Here is a 14,735-nt window from a genome sequence, read left to right as displayed (position 1 = left end):
CCTGCACTGATCGGTGGAGAAGTCGGTTTCGGCAACGATGATGTTGATTTGATCGCCGAGGGTCATCGGGCTGCTCCCCGAACGACATCGTTGAAAAAGGTCGTCTCGCAGGACGACGCGCAGGGAGCGAAGAAGCAGGTCCGTTGTGACATAGGCTTTCCTTGTCTGAAGTGCCAAGCACCCTAAGCAAGGAGTAGGGAAGGGATAAATCAGATGTTTCGGTGTTAGGTGTAGGACAGGTCTATTTGTGTCCTTTTGATTGTGACCTTCACAAAAGAGCTGTGGGAGCGGTCTTGTTTAATCGTTCATTCCTTGTTGTGTCGTCAGTTGTGCGAAGTTGTAACAGCACAATCCTCGTCATACCGAATAACAAAAAATATTCCTTTAAATACAGACGGATAAGACATTTTTATCCCTGTTACAGGGACTTTTTCGACCAATTGCCGCCTTGCTGAACACTCGTTTAGTATGGCCGCAAGTCGCCTCACCTCATGCCAACCACAACCATCCGAGGACTCGCATGACTACCCATTCTTCTCTGCTCGCCCAGGTCGAAGCAGGCGTTGCCTGGATCACCCTCAATCGTCCGGCCCAGCGCAATGCACTGGACATCCCGACACTCAAAGCCATTCACACGTTGCTCGACGGCTACAACGCCGATCCCGCGGTCCGAGTCGTGGTACTGACCGGCAGTGGCCGCAGTTTCTGCGCCGGTGCCGACCTCGACGAGTGGGCCGCCGCCGAAGCCCGGGGTGCGCTGGAAAGCTACGGTTGGACGCAAACCGCCCATGCCCTGATGGCCCGCTTGTACAGCCTGGAAAAACCGACCATCGCCGCGATCAATGGCACCGCCGTCGGCGCCGGGATGGACCTGACCCTGTGCTGCGACTTGCGCATCGCCGGGCAGTCGGCGCGCTTCAAGGCCGGCTACACCAGCATGGCCTACTCGCCGGACGCCGGTGCCAGCTGGCACTTGCCACGCTTGATCGGCAGCGAACAGGCCAAGCGCCTGCTGTTCCTCGACGAATTGTGGGGCGCCGACCGTGCCTTGGTCGCCGGGCTGGTGAGCGAAGTCTGCGCCGACGAGCAGTTGCTCAGTGTCGCCAGCGAACTGGCCGCGCGCTTGGCCAATGGTCCGACGTTCGCCTTTGCCCAAACCAAGCAGCTCATGCGCGAAGGCGCTGATCGTAGCCTGCCGGAACACCTGCAAGCGGAGCTCGCGGCCGGCTTGCTCTGCGGTCGCAGCGAAGACGGCAACGAAGCCCTGCGCGCCGCCATGGAAAAACGCCCGGCGCGCTTTATCGGTCGCTGAAACCTGGGCCGCCATTGCCTTGCACACCTCTCTATCCGTACAACGAACAACAGGTAGCACCATGAATTTCCAACTGACCCAAGAACAAGAAATGTTGGTGGACGCGGTACGCAGTTTCGTCGCCAAGGAACTGCTGCCCCATGAGGAAGCGGTGGATCGTGCCGACGAAGTCTCCCCCCAACTGGCGGCGCAGATTCGCGGCAAGGCGATCGCCGCCGGGTTCTATGCTTTCAACATGCCGGAAGAAGTGGGCGGTGGTGGCCTGGATTACCTGTCCCAGGCGCTGATCGAGCGTGAGCTGTCGAAGGTGTCCTGGGCGCTGCATGTGTTTGTCGCCCGCCCGTCAAAAATTCTCATGGCCTGTACCGGCCAGCAAATCAACGACTACCTGTTGCCGTGCATCCAGGGCGAGAAGATCGACTGCTTCGCCCTCACCGAGCCGGGTGCCGGTTCCGATGCCAATGCAATCAAGACCCGCGCCGTGCGCGAGGGCGACGACTTTGTGCTCAATGGCAGTAAGCACTTCATCAGTCACGCGGGCCACGCCGATTTCGCCATTGTCTTCGCCGTGACCGACACCTACGAACACAACGGTCGCAAGCGCAACGCCGTGACGTCGTTCCTGGTGGACCGCGACACCCCGGGCATGACGATCCGTCGTGGCCCCAAGTGCGTGAGCAACCGGGGTTACCACACCTACGAGATGTTCTTTGACGACTGCCGCGTGCCGGCCTCCAAGGTGTTGGGCGAAATCGGCAAGGGCTGGGACGTGGCCAATGCCTGGCTCACCGCCGGACGCGTGATGGTGGCGGCCAACTGCGTCGGCCAGGCACAGCGCGCACTGGACGTGTCGCTGCAGTGGGCAGCGGATCGCAAGCAGTTCGGCCAACCCATTGGTACCTATCAGGGGGTGTCGTTCAAGCTGGCGGACATGGCCACGCAGATCCGTGCGGCCGAGCTGCTGACCCTGCACACCGCGTGGAAAATGGACCAGGGCACCATGACCGACGGCGAGGCCGGCATGGCCAAGCTGTTCGCCAGTGAAGTGCTGGGGCGTGCGGCCGACGAGGCGGTGCAGATTTTCGGCGGCATGGGCCTGATGGACGAAGGTCCGGTGGAGCGCATCTGGCGTAACGCGCGGATCGAGCGGATCTGGGAAGGCACCTCGGAAATCCAGCGCCACATCATTTCCCGTGAACTGCTGCGGCCCTTGCTGCGCTGATCGGCCTGGAGAATCCCATGTCCCAGACTATACGTGACAATCTCAAGCGCCTGCTCGCGCCGCGCCACCTGGCGTTTGTCGGTGGCCGCAGCATGGCCCGTGCCCTCAAGCGCTGCGCCGACGGTGGCTACCGTGGGCAAATGTGGCTGGTCAATCCGCAGCACGACAGCCTCGAAGGCGTGTCCTGTGTGCGCAGCATCGCCGAACTGCCGTGCGGCCCGGACGCGGTGTTCATCGCCACCAACCGTGAGTTGACCCTGACCTGTGTCGCCGAGCTGGCCGCCATCGGCGCGGGCGGTGTGATTTGCTATGCCTCGGGCTTTGCCGAAACCGGCGCCGAAGGCCAGGCCCTGCAACAGCAATTGCTCGAGGCCGCGGGCAACATGGCCTTGCTCGGCCCCAACTGCTACGGCTTGCTCGACTACCTGCACAGCTCGGCGCTGTGGCCGGTGGCCCATGGCGGCCAGGCGGTGGAGAAGGGCGTGGCGGTGCTGACCCAAAGCGGCAACTTTGCCTACAACCTGTCCATGAGCGATCGCTCGCTGCCGGTGGCCTACATGGCATCGGTCGGCAACCAGGCACAACTGGGGGTCGCCGAATTGATGGACGTGCTGCTCGACGAGCCACGCGTTACTGCCATCGGCTTGCACCTCGAGGGCCTGAAAAACGTTCCGGGGTTCGCCCGCGCCGCACACAAGGCGCTGGAGAAGGGCATTCCGATCATCGCCCTGAAAACCGGGGTCTCGCAGATCGGCGCCGAACTGGCCCTGAGTCACACCAGTTCGCTGTCCGGCTCCGATGCGTTGTACGACGCGCTGTTTGACCGTCTCGGGGTGATCCGCGTCAGCGGCCCGGTGAGTTTTGTCGAAACCCTGAAAGCCGCCGCGTGCGGCAACCTGCCGGCGGGCAACAGCCTGATCGCGCTGGCCTGTTCCGGCGGCGATGCCGGGTTGATCGCCGACTATGCCGAACGCAACGACTTGAGCCTGCCCACGCTCGATGAAAGCCAGCGCGCAGCGTTGGCACAGGTGCTGCCCAGCTATGCCAACCTGGTCAACCCACTGGACTTCACCACCGCGATCTGGGGCGATGGCGATGCCTTGAACCGCATGCTCGACAGCGCCCTGGGCACCGAAGCCGATGCGGCGATGCTGGTGCTTGACTACCCGTCGGAGTCCACCGGCGAGCGCAAGGAGTGCGACCTCCTGCTGGAGCTGTATTGCGCGGCGCTGGTGCGCCATGGCAAGACGGGCTTTGTCACCTCGGCCTTCCCCGAACTGCTGCCGGCCAGCGCCCGTGAGCGCTTGCATACCCAGGGCGTGGCAGCGTTGCAAGGCGTTGAGGACGGGCTGACGGCGTGGGGTCGTATCGCCGGCTATCAGCGCAATCGCCAGGCGTTGCTGGCGCTCGGTGAGTCGGCGCTGGTGCCGCTCTGTCCTAGGGCGCTTGCCGGTGAGGGCCGGGTGCTCAATGAGTGGGACGCCAAGCAGGCCTTGCGCGGGTTTGGCCTGCCGACGCCCAACGGAGTACTGAGTACCCCGGACACGGCACTCAGCGACGCCGAGGCACTGGGTTATCCCTTGGTGCTCAAGGCCGTCAGCGCACAGTTGCCCCACAAGACCGAAGCCGGCGCCGTGGCGCTGAACCTCAAGGATGGCGTGGCCTTGAGTGCCGCTCTGGAAAAAATGCGCGCCAGCATCGGCGATTACGCACCGGGCGTGCCCTTCGATCAACTGCTGCTGGAACCCATGGCCATGCCGCCGCTGGCCGAGCTGATCGTCGGTATCAAGCGCGAAAACGATTTCTGCCTGGCCCTGGTGATTGGCGCCGGCGGCATTCTGGTGGAGTTGCTCAAGGACAGCCGCAGCCTGCTGTTGCCCACCACCGATGGCGCCATCCGCAACGCGGTGTCGAGTCTGCGCAGCGCCGCCTTGCTCCAGGGCTTTCGCGGTCGCGAGACGGCGGATCTGGACGCGTTGGTGGCGGCGATCCGTGCCGTGGCCGACTACGCCTGCGAAAACGCCGGGCAGTTGCTGGAACTGGATGTGAACCCATTGTTGGTCGGTGCCCAAGGCACGACGGCGGTCGATGCGTTGATTCGCCTCGGCCATGTGTGAGGATTTGAACATGCAAACAACACCTTTGACCGGTGGCCAGGCGCTCGTACGTCTGCTGGCCAACTACGGCGTCGATACCGTGTTCGGCATTCCCGGGGTGCACACCCTTGAGCTGTACCGTGGCTTGCCCGGCAGCGGTATCCGTCATGTGTTAACTCGCCATGAACAGGGCGCCAGCTTCATGGCCGACGGCTATGCGCGGGTCAGCGGCAAGCCGGGCGTGTGCTTCATTATCACCGGCCCCGGTGTGACCAATGCCGCCACCGGTATCGGCCAGGCCTATGCCGACTCGATCCCGATGCTGGTGATTTCCAGCGTCAACCACACCGCCAGCCTCGGCAAGGGCTGGGGCTGCCTGCACGAAACCCAGGACCAGCGGGCCATGACCGCGCCGATTACGGCGTTCTCTGCGGTGGCCCTGACTGCCGAAGACCTGCCGGAACTGATCGCCCGTGCCTATGCGGTGTTCGACAGCGAACGGCCACGGCCGGTGCACATCTCGGTGCCGCTGGACGTGCTGTCGGCACCGGTCGCCCGCGACTGGAGCAACGAGGTGGTGCGTCGTCCGGGGCGCGGCATACCGGCGGCCACTCTTCTGGACGAGGCAGTGGCCAAGCTGCACGGCGCCAAACGGCCGATGATCATCGCCGGTGGTGGCGCCTTGAATGCAGCGCCGCAGTTGCAGGAACTCAGCACCCGACTGGCCGCGCCGCTATTTACCAGTGTCGCCGGCAAAGGTCTGCTGCCACCGGACGCCCCGCTGAATGCCGGTTCGGTGCTGTGCGTGGAGCCGGGCTGGAACCTGATCGCCGAGGCCGATGTAGTGCTGGCGGTCGGCACGGAAATGGCCGACACCGATTTCTGGCGCGAACGCCTGCCGCTCAATGCCGAGCTACTGCGGGTAGACATCGACCCGCGCAAGTTCAACGACTTCTATCCATGCACCGTGGCGTTGCATGGCGACGCGCAACAGACCCTCCGTGGATTGCTTGAGCGCCTGTCACCGGATGTGCGCGACGCCAGCGCGGCGATTGCCTCGGTCACAACACTGCGCGAAGCGGTGAAAGCCGGCCATGGTCCGTTGCAGTCGATTCACCAGGCGATCCTCGACCGCATCGCCGCCGAACTGCCAGACGACGCCTTCATCAGCACCGACATGACCCAGCTGGCCTACACCGGCAACTACGCCTTCGACAGCCGGGCACCGCGCAGCTGGCTGCACCCCACGGGCTACGGCACCCTGGGCTATGGCTTGCCGGCCGGCATCGGCGCCAAGTTCGGCGCACCGCAGCGTCCGGGCCTGGTGTTGGTGGGTGACGGTGGCTTTCTCTACACCGCGCAGGAACTGGCGACCGCGGTCGAGGAACTGGACAGCCCGCTGGTCGTGCTGTTGTGGAACAACGACGCGCTGGGGCAGATCCGCGACGACATGCTGGGGCTGGACATCGAACCGATCGGCGTACTGCCACGCAACCCCGATTTCGCCGCCCTGGGCGGTGCGTTCGGCTGCACCGTGACCCAGCCGCAGAGCCTGGCCGAGCTGCAAACCGATCTGCGCCACGGCTTCCAGCGTAACGGCGTGACCCTGATCGAACTCAAGCACGCCTGTGCTCACTGATTTTCACTTTTGACTTGCGGGGATAGGGCCATGCGCTTTTCCGATCTGACTCAACGTATCGCCGGTGACGGCGCCGCCGCCTGGGATATCCACTACCGCGCACTGGCGCTGCGGGAACAGGGCGAAGACATTCTGCTGTTGTCGGTGGGCGACCCGGACTTCGACACGCCAGTGCCCATCGTGCAGGCGGCCATCGACAGCCTGCTGACCGGCAACACCCACTACGCCGATGTGCGTGGCAAACGCGCCTTGCGTGAAGCCATTGCCAGACGGCACCAGCAACGCAGCGGCCAGTCGGTATCGGCGGACCAGGTCACCGTGCTGGCCGGTGCGCAATGTGCGCTGTTCAGTGTTGCCCAGTGCGTGCTCAACCCGGGCGATGAAGTGATTGTCGCCGAGCCGATGTACGTCACCTATGAAGCGGTGTTCGGTGCCTGTGGCGCAGTCGTCATTCCGGTGCCGGTGCGTTCCGAGAACGGCTTTCGGGTCTTGCCCGAAGACGTGGCGGCACGCATCACCCCACGGACCCGGGCGTTGGCGCTGAACAGCCCGCACAACCCTTCGGGCGCCAGCCTGCCGCGCACCACCTGGCAGGCGCTGGCCGAACTGTGCATCGCCCACGACCTGTGGCTGATCTCCGATGAGGTCTACAGCGAATTGTTGTTTGAAGGCGAGCACGTCAGCCCGGCGAGCTTGCCGGGCATGGCCGAGCGCACCGCGACCCTCAACAGCTTGTCCAAGTCCCACGCCATGACCGGCTGGCGCGTCGGCTGGGTGGTGGCGCCGCCGGCCCTGGCCGTGCACCTGGAAAACCTCGCTTTATGCATGCTCTATGGCTCCCCGGATTTTGTCCAGGACGCCGCCGTGGTGGCGTTGCAAAGCAACCTGCCGGAACTGGAAGCAATGCGCGAGGCCTATCGCCAGCGGCGCGACCTGGTCTGCGAGCAGCTCGCCGATTGCCCCGGCGTGCGTGCCTTGAAGCCTGACGGCGGGATGTTCGTGATGGTCGATATCCGCTCCACCGGGCTCAGTGCCCAAGCCTTTGCCGACCGATTGCTGGATCGTCACGGCGTCTCGGTACTGGCCGGCGAAGCCTTTGGCCCCAGCGCGGCCGGGCATATCCGCCTCGGGCTGGTGGTGGGGGCCGAACCCCTGCGCGATGCCTGCCAGCGCATCGCCCGTTGCGCTGATGAATTGATGGAGGCTCAGGTCCATGCTTGAACACAAGGCGCTGTTTATCGATGGCCGCTGGCAAACGCCGTCAGGGCAGGGGATTGCCGAGGTCATCAACCCGGCCACCGAAGAAGTCGCCGGCAGCGTGCCGCTGGGCGATGAGCGCGACGTAGACCGCGCCGTAGCCGCCGCGCGCCGGGCTTTTGCCGGCTGGTCGCGGACACCCTCCAGCGTGCGTGCCGGCTACATCCGCGCCCTGGCCGAGCAACTGCGCACCCGGGCCGACGAGATGGCCGGAGTGATCACCGCTGAACTGGGGATGCCGGTGCAATGGTGCCGTTCGGTGCAGGTGGACGGGCCCATCACCGGGCTTGAGCAGTATGTCGAATTGACAGGCTTGATGGACGAGGTCCGCGAGGTCGGCAACTCCCTGGTGATCCGCGAACCGGTGGGCGTCTGTGCCTTCATCAACCCGTGGAACTACCCGCTGCATCAACTGATCGGCAAGCTGGCCCCGGCGTTGGCCGCCGGCTGCACCGTGGTGGTCAAGCCGAGCCAGGAAACCCCGCTGCACGCCTTCCTGCTGGCGCAGATGATCGAGGCCATCGGCCTGCCTGCCGGGGTGTTCAACCTGGTCAGCGGCCCGGGCTCCAAGGTCGGCGAAGCACTGGCCAAACATCCGGACGTGGACATGGTGTCGTTTACCGGCTCTACCGGTGCCGGCGTGCGTGTGGCCCAGGCGGCGGCACCTTCGGTGAAACGGGTGTGCCTGGAACTGGGCGGCAAGTCGCCGCTACTGATTGCCGAGGACGCCGATCTGGCCGCCGCCGTGCGCTACGGCGTGCAGGACGTGATGATCAACTCCGGCCAGACCTGCACGGCGCTGACCCGCATGCTGTTGCCGGCCAGTCGTTACGCCGACGCGGTGGAACTGGCGCGGGCAGAGACCCTGAGCCTGACGATGGGCGATCCCCTCGATCCGCAGAGCTTCCTTGGCCCCATGTGTTCGGCGGGGCAACGACGCACCGTGCTCGATTACATCCGTGTCGGCCAGCAGGAAGGCGCACGCCTGCTGTGTGGTGGTGACACGGCGCAGGCGTTCGAGCGCGGTTACTACGTCAGCCCGACCCTGTTCGCCGACGTCGACAACCGCATGCGTATCGCCCAGGAAGAGATCTTCGGTCCGGTGCTGTGCCTGATTCCCTACCGCGATGAGGAACACGCGATCCAGCTCGCCAACGACTCGCCCTTTGGCCTGTCCAGCGGCGTCTGGGCCGGCAGTGCGCAGCGGGCGCTGCAACTGGGTCGTCAGCTACGGGCCGGCCAGTGCTTCCTCAATGGTGCGGCGTTCAACTATCAAGCGCCGTTCGGCGGCTATAAACAGTCGGGCAACGGCCGCGAATGGGGCGAAGAGGGGCTTGGCGAGTTTGTCGAAGTCAAGGCGATCCAGCTATGAGTCCCGATGACTTTTCGCACAACCCCGCAGTCACCCCCTACGCGGCAAACGTCTAAGGAATCACCATGAAAGTACTGATCGTTCACGCCCATCCCGAGCCAAATTCCTTCACCGCGGCCTTGCGTGACCAGGCGGTAAGCACCCTCGAAGCCCAGGGCCACGAGGTTCAGGTCAGCGACCTGTACGCCATGGACTGGAACCCGGTGGCCAGTTGCAATGATTTTTCTTCCCGGGAAAACCCCGAGTACCTGGTGTATGCCCTGGAGCAACGCCTGGGGGTGAAGAGCCAGTCACTGGCGGCGGACATCCAGGCTGAACTGGACAAGTTGCTGTGGGCTGACCTGTTGATTCTCAACTTCCCGATCTTCTGGTTCTCGGCCCCGGCCATGCTCAAGGGCTGGATCGACCGGGTGCTGGTGTCCGGCATCTGCTACGGCGGCAAGCGGTTCTACGACCAGGGCGGCTTGAGCGGAAAGAAAGCCCTGGTGACCGTGACCCTGGGTGGCCGCGAGCACATGTTCGGCGAAGGCGCGATTCACGGGCCGCTTGAGGACATGCTGCGACCGATCCTGCGCGGGACCCTGGCCTACGTGGGTTTCGACGTGCTGGAGCCCTTTGTCGCCTGGCATGTGCCGTACATCAGCGACGAAGCACGCCAGGCGTTCCTGGTTGACTACGGCCAGCGCCTGCAACGCCTGGAAGACGAGCAGCCGCTGGAATTTCCACGGCTGGCGCAGTTTGACGAGCAGTTGCATCCACTGGCCGTGGATGCCTGACTGACTCCCCCTGCGGGAACGCTCTGCGTGGGAACGCCTCACCGGACGCTCCGCGTCTGCTCTTGGGACGCAGAGCGAGGAACGATCATGTATGTCTCATCGGGCAGCACTAGGCGCCGACGATGCATGCGCTTGATCGGGATCAACGAAAAAAGCCGCCAGAGGTTCGGTCTTGGGTCAATACTTCCTATATGCCACTCAGGAGTCAGATCATGGGCCAGTATCAACGCTTGTTACTGATCATCAACCCGACCCTGCGCCAGTCTCCGGCGATCCCGCATGCCGGTGCCCTGGCCACGGCCAGTGGCGCGACCTTGCACATTGTCGCGTTGGTCAAGTCACTGCACATTCTGGCCCTGCTCGAGGAGGGGAATCGGGCCACGGCGCGGGCGGCTTATCTAAAGGACCAGGACGATTGGCTGCATGACCAGGCGCAACGACTGCGCGCCAGCGGGATCGAGGTGACGGCCGAAACCGCATGGTCCGACGACCTCGAGCGGGACATCCTGGATCACGTCACCGAGTGGCAACCCGACCTGCTGATCAAGCAAGTGCAGCACGAGTCGTTGCTCAAACGCACATTTTTCACCCCGCTGGATTGGCATTTGTTGCGCCACTGTCCGGTGCCGATCTACCTGGTGGGCGCGCAAGGGCATGCCTTGCCGCGCAAGATCGTGGCAGCGATCGATACCGCCACTGACTCGCCGCAGCGCAACGAGCTCAACGAGCGGATCATCCAGCAGGCTGAACGCCTGGCACTGCAGTGCGATGCCGAACTGCACCTGCTCGTGGCCTCTGACATCAGCGCGGAGTTCCTGGGGGACGCGGGTGGAGGCGGGCTGATGCTGGGAGAGCTGACACTGCAGTTGCGGCGGGATCTGGAGCGGTCGTTTCAACGGAGCGCCAACCATTTCAGCGTGCCCTCGGAGCGTCGCCATTTCATCAAGGGCGGTCCGGTCAAGGTGCTGGCCGAGTTCGCCCACCAACATCAGATCGATGTGATCGTAATGGGCAGGAACCAGTCGTCTGGCCTTGAGAAACTGATCGGCAGCACCACCGAACACGTGCTGTACCAGGCGTCCTGCAGTGTGCTGGCGGTCTGATGGAGTGGTCTGATATCGCTATCTCAAGCTTGGGATCAACTCGCAGTCGGAGTTGTTCGCACCGTTCATCGAGTGGCTGCGTCAGGACTGAGCGGTCACGCCCTCGATTGCCTCGCAAAGTTCGCGGGCGAATCTGACAAGCCCTCGGCGCTGAACTACGCTGCGCTGCATGTCCGGTCATGGGGATGACCCGGATAACGATCATTATGGATATCGCCCTGGAACCGGTGGCGTAAGGAGCTGGAACATGGGGAACAGGGCGCTGGCAATGTTGCTTGCGGCGTTGGGGGTGTTCTGGTCGGTGGCGCTGTGGGCGGCGGATGAGTCCCAGGCGACGGATCCGACGGCGGAGCTGAAAGTCGCCAACCGCAGCATCATGGTGTTTCGCGCCACCGTGCTGGGTGAGGCACCGCAGGCACGGGTCAACCGGGCGAGGGTGGTGATCAACGAGGCGCTGGCCGAAGGTGAGAACCTGGATGTCAGCCTCGACACGGTCCAGAACAGCTACCTGGTGCTGCTGGGCAACAAACGGGCCTTTATCGTCGCACCCAAGGACGTCGATACACTGCAGTTCGCCTCGGTGCAGCAAGCGGCCGAGAGCGCGGCGCAGAATCTGCGCCAGGTGGTGTCCGAGACCCGGGAAGCCCGCAGCCTGGACATGATACTCAGGGCCTTGATCGCCGTAGGCATTGCCACCGGTATCTATATCGCACTGCTCTGGGGCCTGTTTTACCTGCGTCGCAAGCTGCTCGATCGGTTGCCCGAGTTGATGCAACGGCATACCGCGGCCCTGAAAGTGGGGCGTGTGCAGATCATCGACGCCAACTACCTGTACCCCTTGGTCGGTCGGCTGTTCTGGCTGGTGCGCTGGGCGCTGGTGTTGTTGTTCAGCTACGAATGGCTGGGGTTCGTGCTCTCGCGTTTTCCCTACACCCGCCCTTGGGGCGAGCGCCTCAACAACTACCTGCTGGATGTAGCCCGCTACTTGTTCGAAGGCATCATCGGCGCGATCCCAGGGCTGGGCGTGGCGCTGGCGATCTTCTTCATCGCCCGGGGCGCGAGCAGTTTGAGCAAGCGGATCTGGCGGCGCATGGCAACGTCCGGAACCTTCAGCTGGCTGAACCACGAAACCCTGCAACCGACCATGCGCCTGACCTCCCTGGCGATCTGGCTGTTCGCCCTGGCGATGGCGTATCCCTACCTGCCGGGCGCCGGCACCGATGCCTTCAAGGGCTTGTCGGTATTGCTCGGCCTGATGATTTCCCTGGGCGCCAGCAGCGTGATCGGGCAGGCCGCCGCCGGCTTGATCCTGACCTATACCCGCACCCTGCGCCCTGGAGAATTCGTGCGCATCGGCGACCATGAGGGCACCGTGACCGAACTGGGCATGTTCACCACCCGGATCCGCACCGGCCTGGGGGAAGTGCTGACCATCCCCAACTCGATGATCACCAACACCGTGACCAAGAACTACTCACGCACCGTGCAGGGCCCCGGCTACGTGGTCGACACCACCGTGACCATCGGCTACGACACCCCTTGGCGGCAGGTGGAAGCCATGCTGCTGGAAGCCGCCAGGCGCACCAACGGTGTACTGGAGGTTCCCGCGCCCCAGGTGTTCCAGACCGCACTGTCGGATTTCTACCCCGAGTACCGCCTGGTGGCCCAGGCCATCCCCAGCCAGCCTCGTCCGCGAGCGGTGCTGCTGAGCGAATTGCACGCCAACATCCAGGACGTGTTCAACGAGTACGACGTGCAGATCATGTCGCCCCATTATCTGGGCGACCCGCCCGAGGAAAAACGCGTGCCCCGCGACCAGTGGTTCAAGGCGCCGGCACACAGCCCCGACAAGTCTTGAGTGTGTTGATTCAGGGCCACTTTCCCGTCGGGGAAGGGCCCGGGGGCAGACGTCGTGGTACGTTTGCGCTCGCCCCCCCAGTGTGCAGAGCTTGATAAATAACCATGGAAAACCACACTTCAGAGGAGGAATCTGGATGAGCGTGGGCGCTTGATTGCGTCAGGAGGTGTTCAAATGACTCATAGCCCCTCAGTTCAAACCATCTTGCGTGACCGTGCCGCCGCCGGCCAGCGCCTGGTGGAACCGCTGCTCAGATACGCACAACGATCCGACGTGATTGTCCTGGCCTTGCCACGGGGCGGGGTGCCGGTCGCCTATGAAATCGCCACGGCCCTCAAGGTCCGGCTGGACCTGATGCTGGTCCGCAAGCTGGGGGTGCCCACCCACCAGGAGTACGCCATGGGCGCGATTGCCAGTGGCGGCATTCAAATCGTCAATCAGGACGCGTTGCGGGCCAACCGAATCGAGCAAAGCACCTTCGATGCGGTGGTCGCCCGGGAAACCCGGGAGCTGCAGCGTCGTGAACAGGCCTACCGGGCGAACCGCGCGCCACCCGTACTAAAGGATCAGGTGGTGATTCTGGTGGACGACGGCCTGGCGACCGGCGCCTCGATGATGGCCGCGATCCAGGCCGTGCGCCGGCACGGGCCAGCGCGCTTGGTGGTGGCGGTGCCGGTGGCGCCGCTGGACACGCTGGAGGCATTGCGCGACGAAGTGAACGAGCTGGTGTGCCCGATCATTCCCGAGTGGTTGGTGTCGATCGGGTACTGGTACCAGAACTTCGAGCAAACCTCGGATCAGGAGGTGATCGATCTGCTGCAACGGGCCTGGCAACGGGAGGCCGAGAGCGGCGCGGGCCCTGAAGGGCAGGCCAATGAATGAGGGCCTAGCCTGCCGGCAGGGTGCCGGTCGTGTACGTGGTGAGCGCTGACGCCTCCTTCAGGGTGTTGGAGGCCAGCTCGCCAAAGGATGCCGCGGGATCGACATAACGCAGGGCCGACTTGACGTCCTTCCAGCCCACATAGTTCATGATCGCCTTGATGTCCCAGCCATTGGCGGATGCCCAGGTGGCGAAGCCCCTGCGCAACGAGTGGCTGGTGTAGAACGGCGCGGGCACGCCGGTGCGTTGAAAAACCCGGCGCAGCAAGGGGATCAGGCTGTTGGTGTTGAACCCGTCCTCGGCCAGGTTGCCCCAACGATCGAGTTTGCGAAACACCGGCCCATAAGCCATGCCCGCGGCGGTAATCCAGTTCGAGTACGCCTCGACCGGGCAGAGTTTTTTCAGCGCAGGGGTGCGAAAGGTGGTGCCCAGGTGCTGGCGATCGCCTTTGCTGTGGGGCAGGTAAAAGGTGATCCCCGAGCCCGGGTCGACCTGGACATGCTCGACCCTCAGGCGTGACAGCTCATCGCCGCGAAACCCGCGCCAGAACCCGATCAGCACCAGCGCGATATCACGCCGGCTGCGCAGCACGGTCGTCAGGTCATGCCGCTCGGCGGCCTGTTGCGCTTCGTGCTCCAGCCAATTGACCGCTTGCTCCAGGTGCTGCAGGAGCAGGGGAGGCGCCTGCTTTTCCCGGGCCGGATGCAAGGTCCGGATGCCCTTGATCATTTGCCGCACCGCCGGCGTCTTGGTCGGGTCGGGAAATCCCTGGGTGATATGCCACTGCGCCAGGGCGGCCAGGCGCTGCTTCAACGTGCTGATGGCATGCTGGTCGGCGTACTCGGCCAGGTAACGCACGATGCTGTCGCCGGTCGCCGGCAGGAACCCGCCCCAGGTCACTTCGAAGTGCTCCACCGCCGCTCGGTAGCTGCGCCGGGTGTTTTCCCGGGTACCGGCCTGCAGGTAGCGGTCTACCTTGTTCATCTCGAAATTCCTCCACGGCACGCCCGCTGTGTGCTCGTGGCAGTAAATCCTAAAACTGGGCAAACAGCAAAAGTCCTTGAGAAATAACGGGTTGGCGCTTTGCAGATGACGAAAGCGGGGATGCCGAGCACAGGCCCTGTGGCGAGCGAGCTTGCTCGCGCTGGGGCGTGAAGCGCCCCCCTTCCAACAAGACCATTGCAGTCTTTCAAACACGACCCGGTGACCCTTTCGGGGCT

At 63.9% G+C, this 14,735-nt stretch carries 12 protein-coding genes; 11 read left to right on the top strand and 1 reads right to left on the bottom strand.

Features of this window, described 5'->3' with window-relative positions; all coding sequences use genetic code 11:
• The 11 genes from AC3WQN_RS21220 to AC3WQN_RS21170 all read left to right on the top strand — a co-directional run.
• Positions 1-186: hypothetical protein (locus AC3WQN_RS21220; protein ID WP_492606953.1), on the top strand; the 186-nt coding region annotated here is incomplete at its 5' end.
• Between the two features lie 334 nt (positions 187-520).
• Entirely contained in the window at positions 521-1,312 is a 792-nt protein-coding gene (locus AC3WQN_RS21215; RefSeq protein WP_103400338.1) for an enoyl-CoA hydratase/isomerase family protein, read from the top strand.
• 61 nt (positions 1,313-1,373) lie between these two features.
• Positions 1,374-2,534 (top strand): acyl-CoA dehydrogenase family protein, encoded by a 1,161-nt coding sequence (locus tag AC3WQN_RS21210; RefSeq protein ID WP_103400337.1) that lies wholly within the window; start codon positions 1,374-1,376, stop codon positions 2,532-2,534.
• A gap of 17 nt (positions 2,535-2,551) precedes the next feature.
• On the top strand, positions 2,552-4,651 hold the full coding sequence (locus AC3WQN_RS21205; protein ID WP_103400336.1) for an acetate--CoA ligase family protein: 2,100 nt from the start codon (positions 2,552-2,554) through the stop codon (positions 4,649-4,651).
• A 10-nt stretch (positions 4,652-4,661) separates the two neighbouring features.
• Complete coding sequence (locus tag AC3WQN_RS21200; RefSeq protein ID WP_103400335.1) at positions 4,662-6,269, top strand: 5-guanidino-2-oxopentanoate decarboxylase; 1,608 nt, start codon at positions 4,662-4,664, stop codon at positions 6,267-6,269.
• 30 nt (positions 6,270-6,299) lie between these two features.
• Complete coding sequence (locus AC3WQN_RS21195) at positions 6,300-7,490, top strand: pyridoxal phosphate-dependent aminotransferase (protein WP_103400334.1); 1,191 nt, start codon at positions 6,300-6,302, stop codon at positions 7,488-7,490.
• Positions 7,483-8,898, top strand: a complete 1,416-nt coding sequence (locus tag AC3WQN_RS21190; RefSeq protein ID WP_103400333.1) for an aldehyde dehydrogenase family protein — start codon at positions 7,483-7,485, stop codon at positions 8,896-8,898. Before AC3WQN_RS21195 ends, AC3WQN_RS21190 begins: the two co-directional genes overlap by 8 nt.
• Before the next feature lie 65 nt (positions 8,899-8,963).
• Positions 8,964-9,674 (top strand): NAD(P)H-dependent oxidoreductase, encoded by a 711-nt coding sequence (locus tag AC3WQN_RS21185; RefSeq protein WP_103400332.1) that lies wholly within the window; start codon positions 8,964-8,966, stop codon positions 9,672-9,674.
• 212 nt (positions 9,675-9,886) lie between these two features.
• The gene (locus tag AC3WQN_RS21180; protein WP_103400331.1) at positions 9,887-10,777 is read left to right on the top strand and encodes a universal stress protein; all 891 of its coding nucleotides are present in this window, start codon (positions 9,887-9,889) and stop codon (positions 10,775-10,777) included.
• A gap of 247 nt (positions 10,778-11,024) precedes the next feature.
• Positions 11,025-12,635, top strand: a complete 1,611-nt coding sequence (locus AC3WQN_RS21175; RefSeq protein WP_103400330.1) for a mechanosensitive ion channel family protein — start codon at positions 11,025-11,027, stop codon at positions 12,633-12,635.
• A gap of 174 nt (positions 12,636-12,809) precedes the next feature.
• Complete coding sequence (locus tag AC3WQN_RS21170) at positions 12,810-13,517, top strand: phosphoribosyltransferase (protein ID WP_103400329.1); 708 nt, start codon at positions 12,810-12,812, stop codon at positions 13,515-13,517.
• 4 nt (positions 13,518-13,521) lie between these two features.
• On the opposite strand, the gene AC3WQN_RS21165 is transcribed toward AC3WQN_RS21170, so the two are convergent.
• A complete protein-coding gene (locus AC3WQN_RS21165) occupies positions 13,522-14,499 on the bottom strand; it encodes a site-specific integrase (RefSeq protein ID WP_103400328.1) in 978 nt (325 codons plus the stop codon).
• Positions 14,500-14,735: the final 236 nt, after the last annotated feature.

The organism is Pseudomonas sp. FW300-N1A1, from assembly GCF_058789115.1.
Note: the sequence above shows the minus strand (reverse complement) of the source record. Positions and strands in the feature narration are given on the sequence as shown.

What these genes read in the sequence shown, in the direction of transcription:
- AC3WQN_RS21215 (WP_103400338.1), top strand. Translation starts at nt 521, where the DNA reads ATGACTACCCATTCTTCTCTGCTCGCCCAGGTCGAAGCAGGCGTTGCC.
- AC3WQN_RS21210 (WP_103400337.1), top strand. Translation starts at nt 1,374, where the DNA reads ATGAATTTCCAACTGACCCAAGAACAAGAAATGTTGGTGGACGCGGTA.
- AC3WQN_RS21205 (WP_103400336.1), top strand. Translation starts at nt 2,552, where the DNA reads ATGTCCCAGACTATACGTGACAATCTCAAGCGCCTGCTCGCGCCGCGC.
- AC3WQN_RS21200 (WP_103400335.1), top strand. Translation starts at nt 4,662, where the DNA reads ATGCAAACAACACCTTTGACCGGTGGCCAGGCGCTCGTACGTCTGCTG.
- AC3WQN_RS21195 (WP_103400334.1), top strand. Translation starts at nt 6,300, where the DNA reads ATGCGCTTTTCCGATCTGACTCAACGTATCGCCGGTGACGGCGCCGCC.
- AC3WQN_RS21190 (WP_103400333.1), top strand. Translation starts at nt 7,483, where the DNA reads ATGCTTGAACACAAGGCGCTGTTTATCGATGGCCGCTGGCAAACGCCG.
- AC3WQN_RS21185 (WP_103400332.1), top strand. Translation starts at nt 8,964, where the DNA reads ATGAAAGTACTGATCGTTCACGCCCATCCCGAGCCAAATTCCTTCACC.
- AC3WQN_RS21180 (WP_103400331.1), top strand. Translation starts at nt 9,887, where the DNA reads ATGGGCCAGTATCAACGCTTGTTACTGATCATCAACCCGACCCTGCGC.
- AC3WQN_RS21175 (WP_103400330.1), top strand. Translation starts at nt 11,025, where the DNA reads ATGGGGAACAGGGCGCTGGCAATGTTGCTTGCGGCGTTGGGGGTGTTC.
- AC3WQN_RS21170 (WP_103400329.1), top strand. Translation starts at nt 12,810, where the DNA reads ATGACTCATAGCCCCTCAGTTCAAACCATCTTGCGTGACCGTGCCGCC.
- AC3WQN_RS21165 (WP_103400328.1), bottom strand. Translation starts at nt 14,499, where the DNA reads ATGAACAAGGTAGACCGCTACCTGCAGGCCGGTACCCGGGAAAACACC.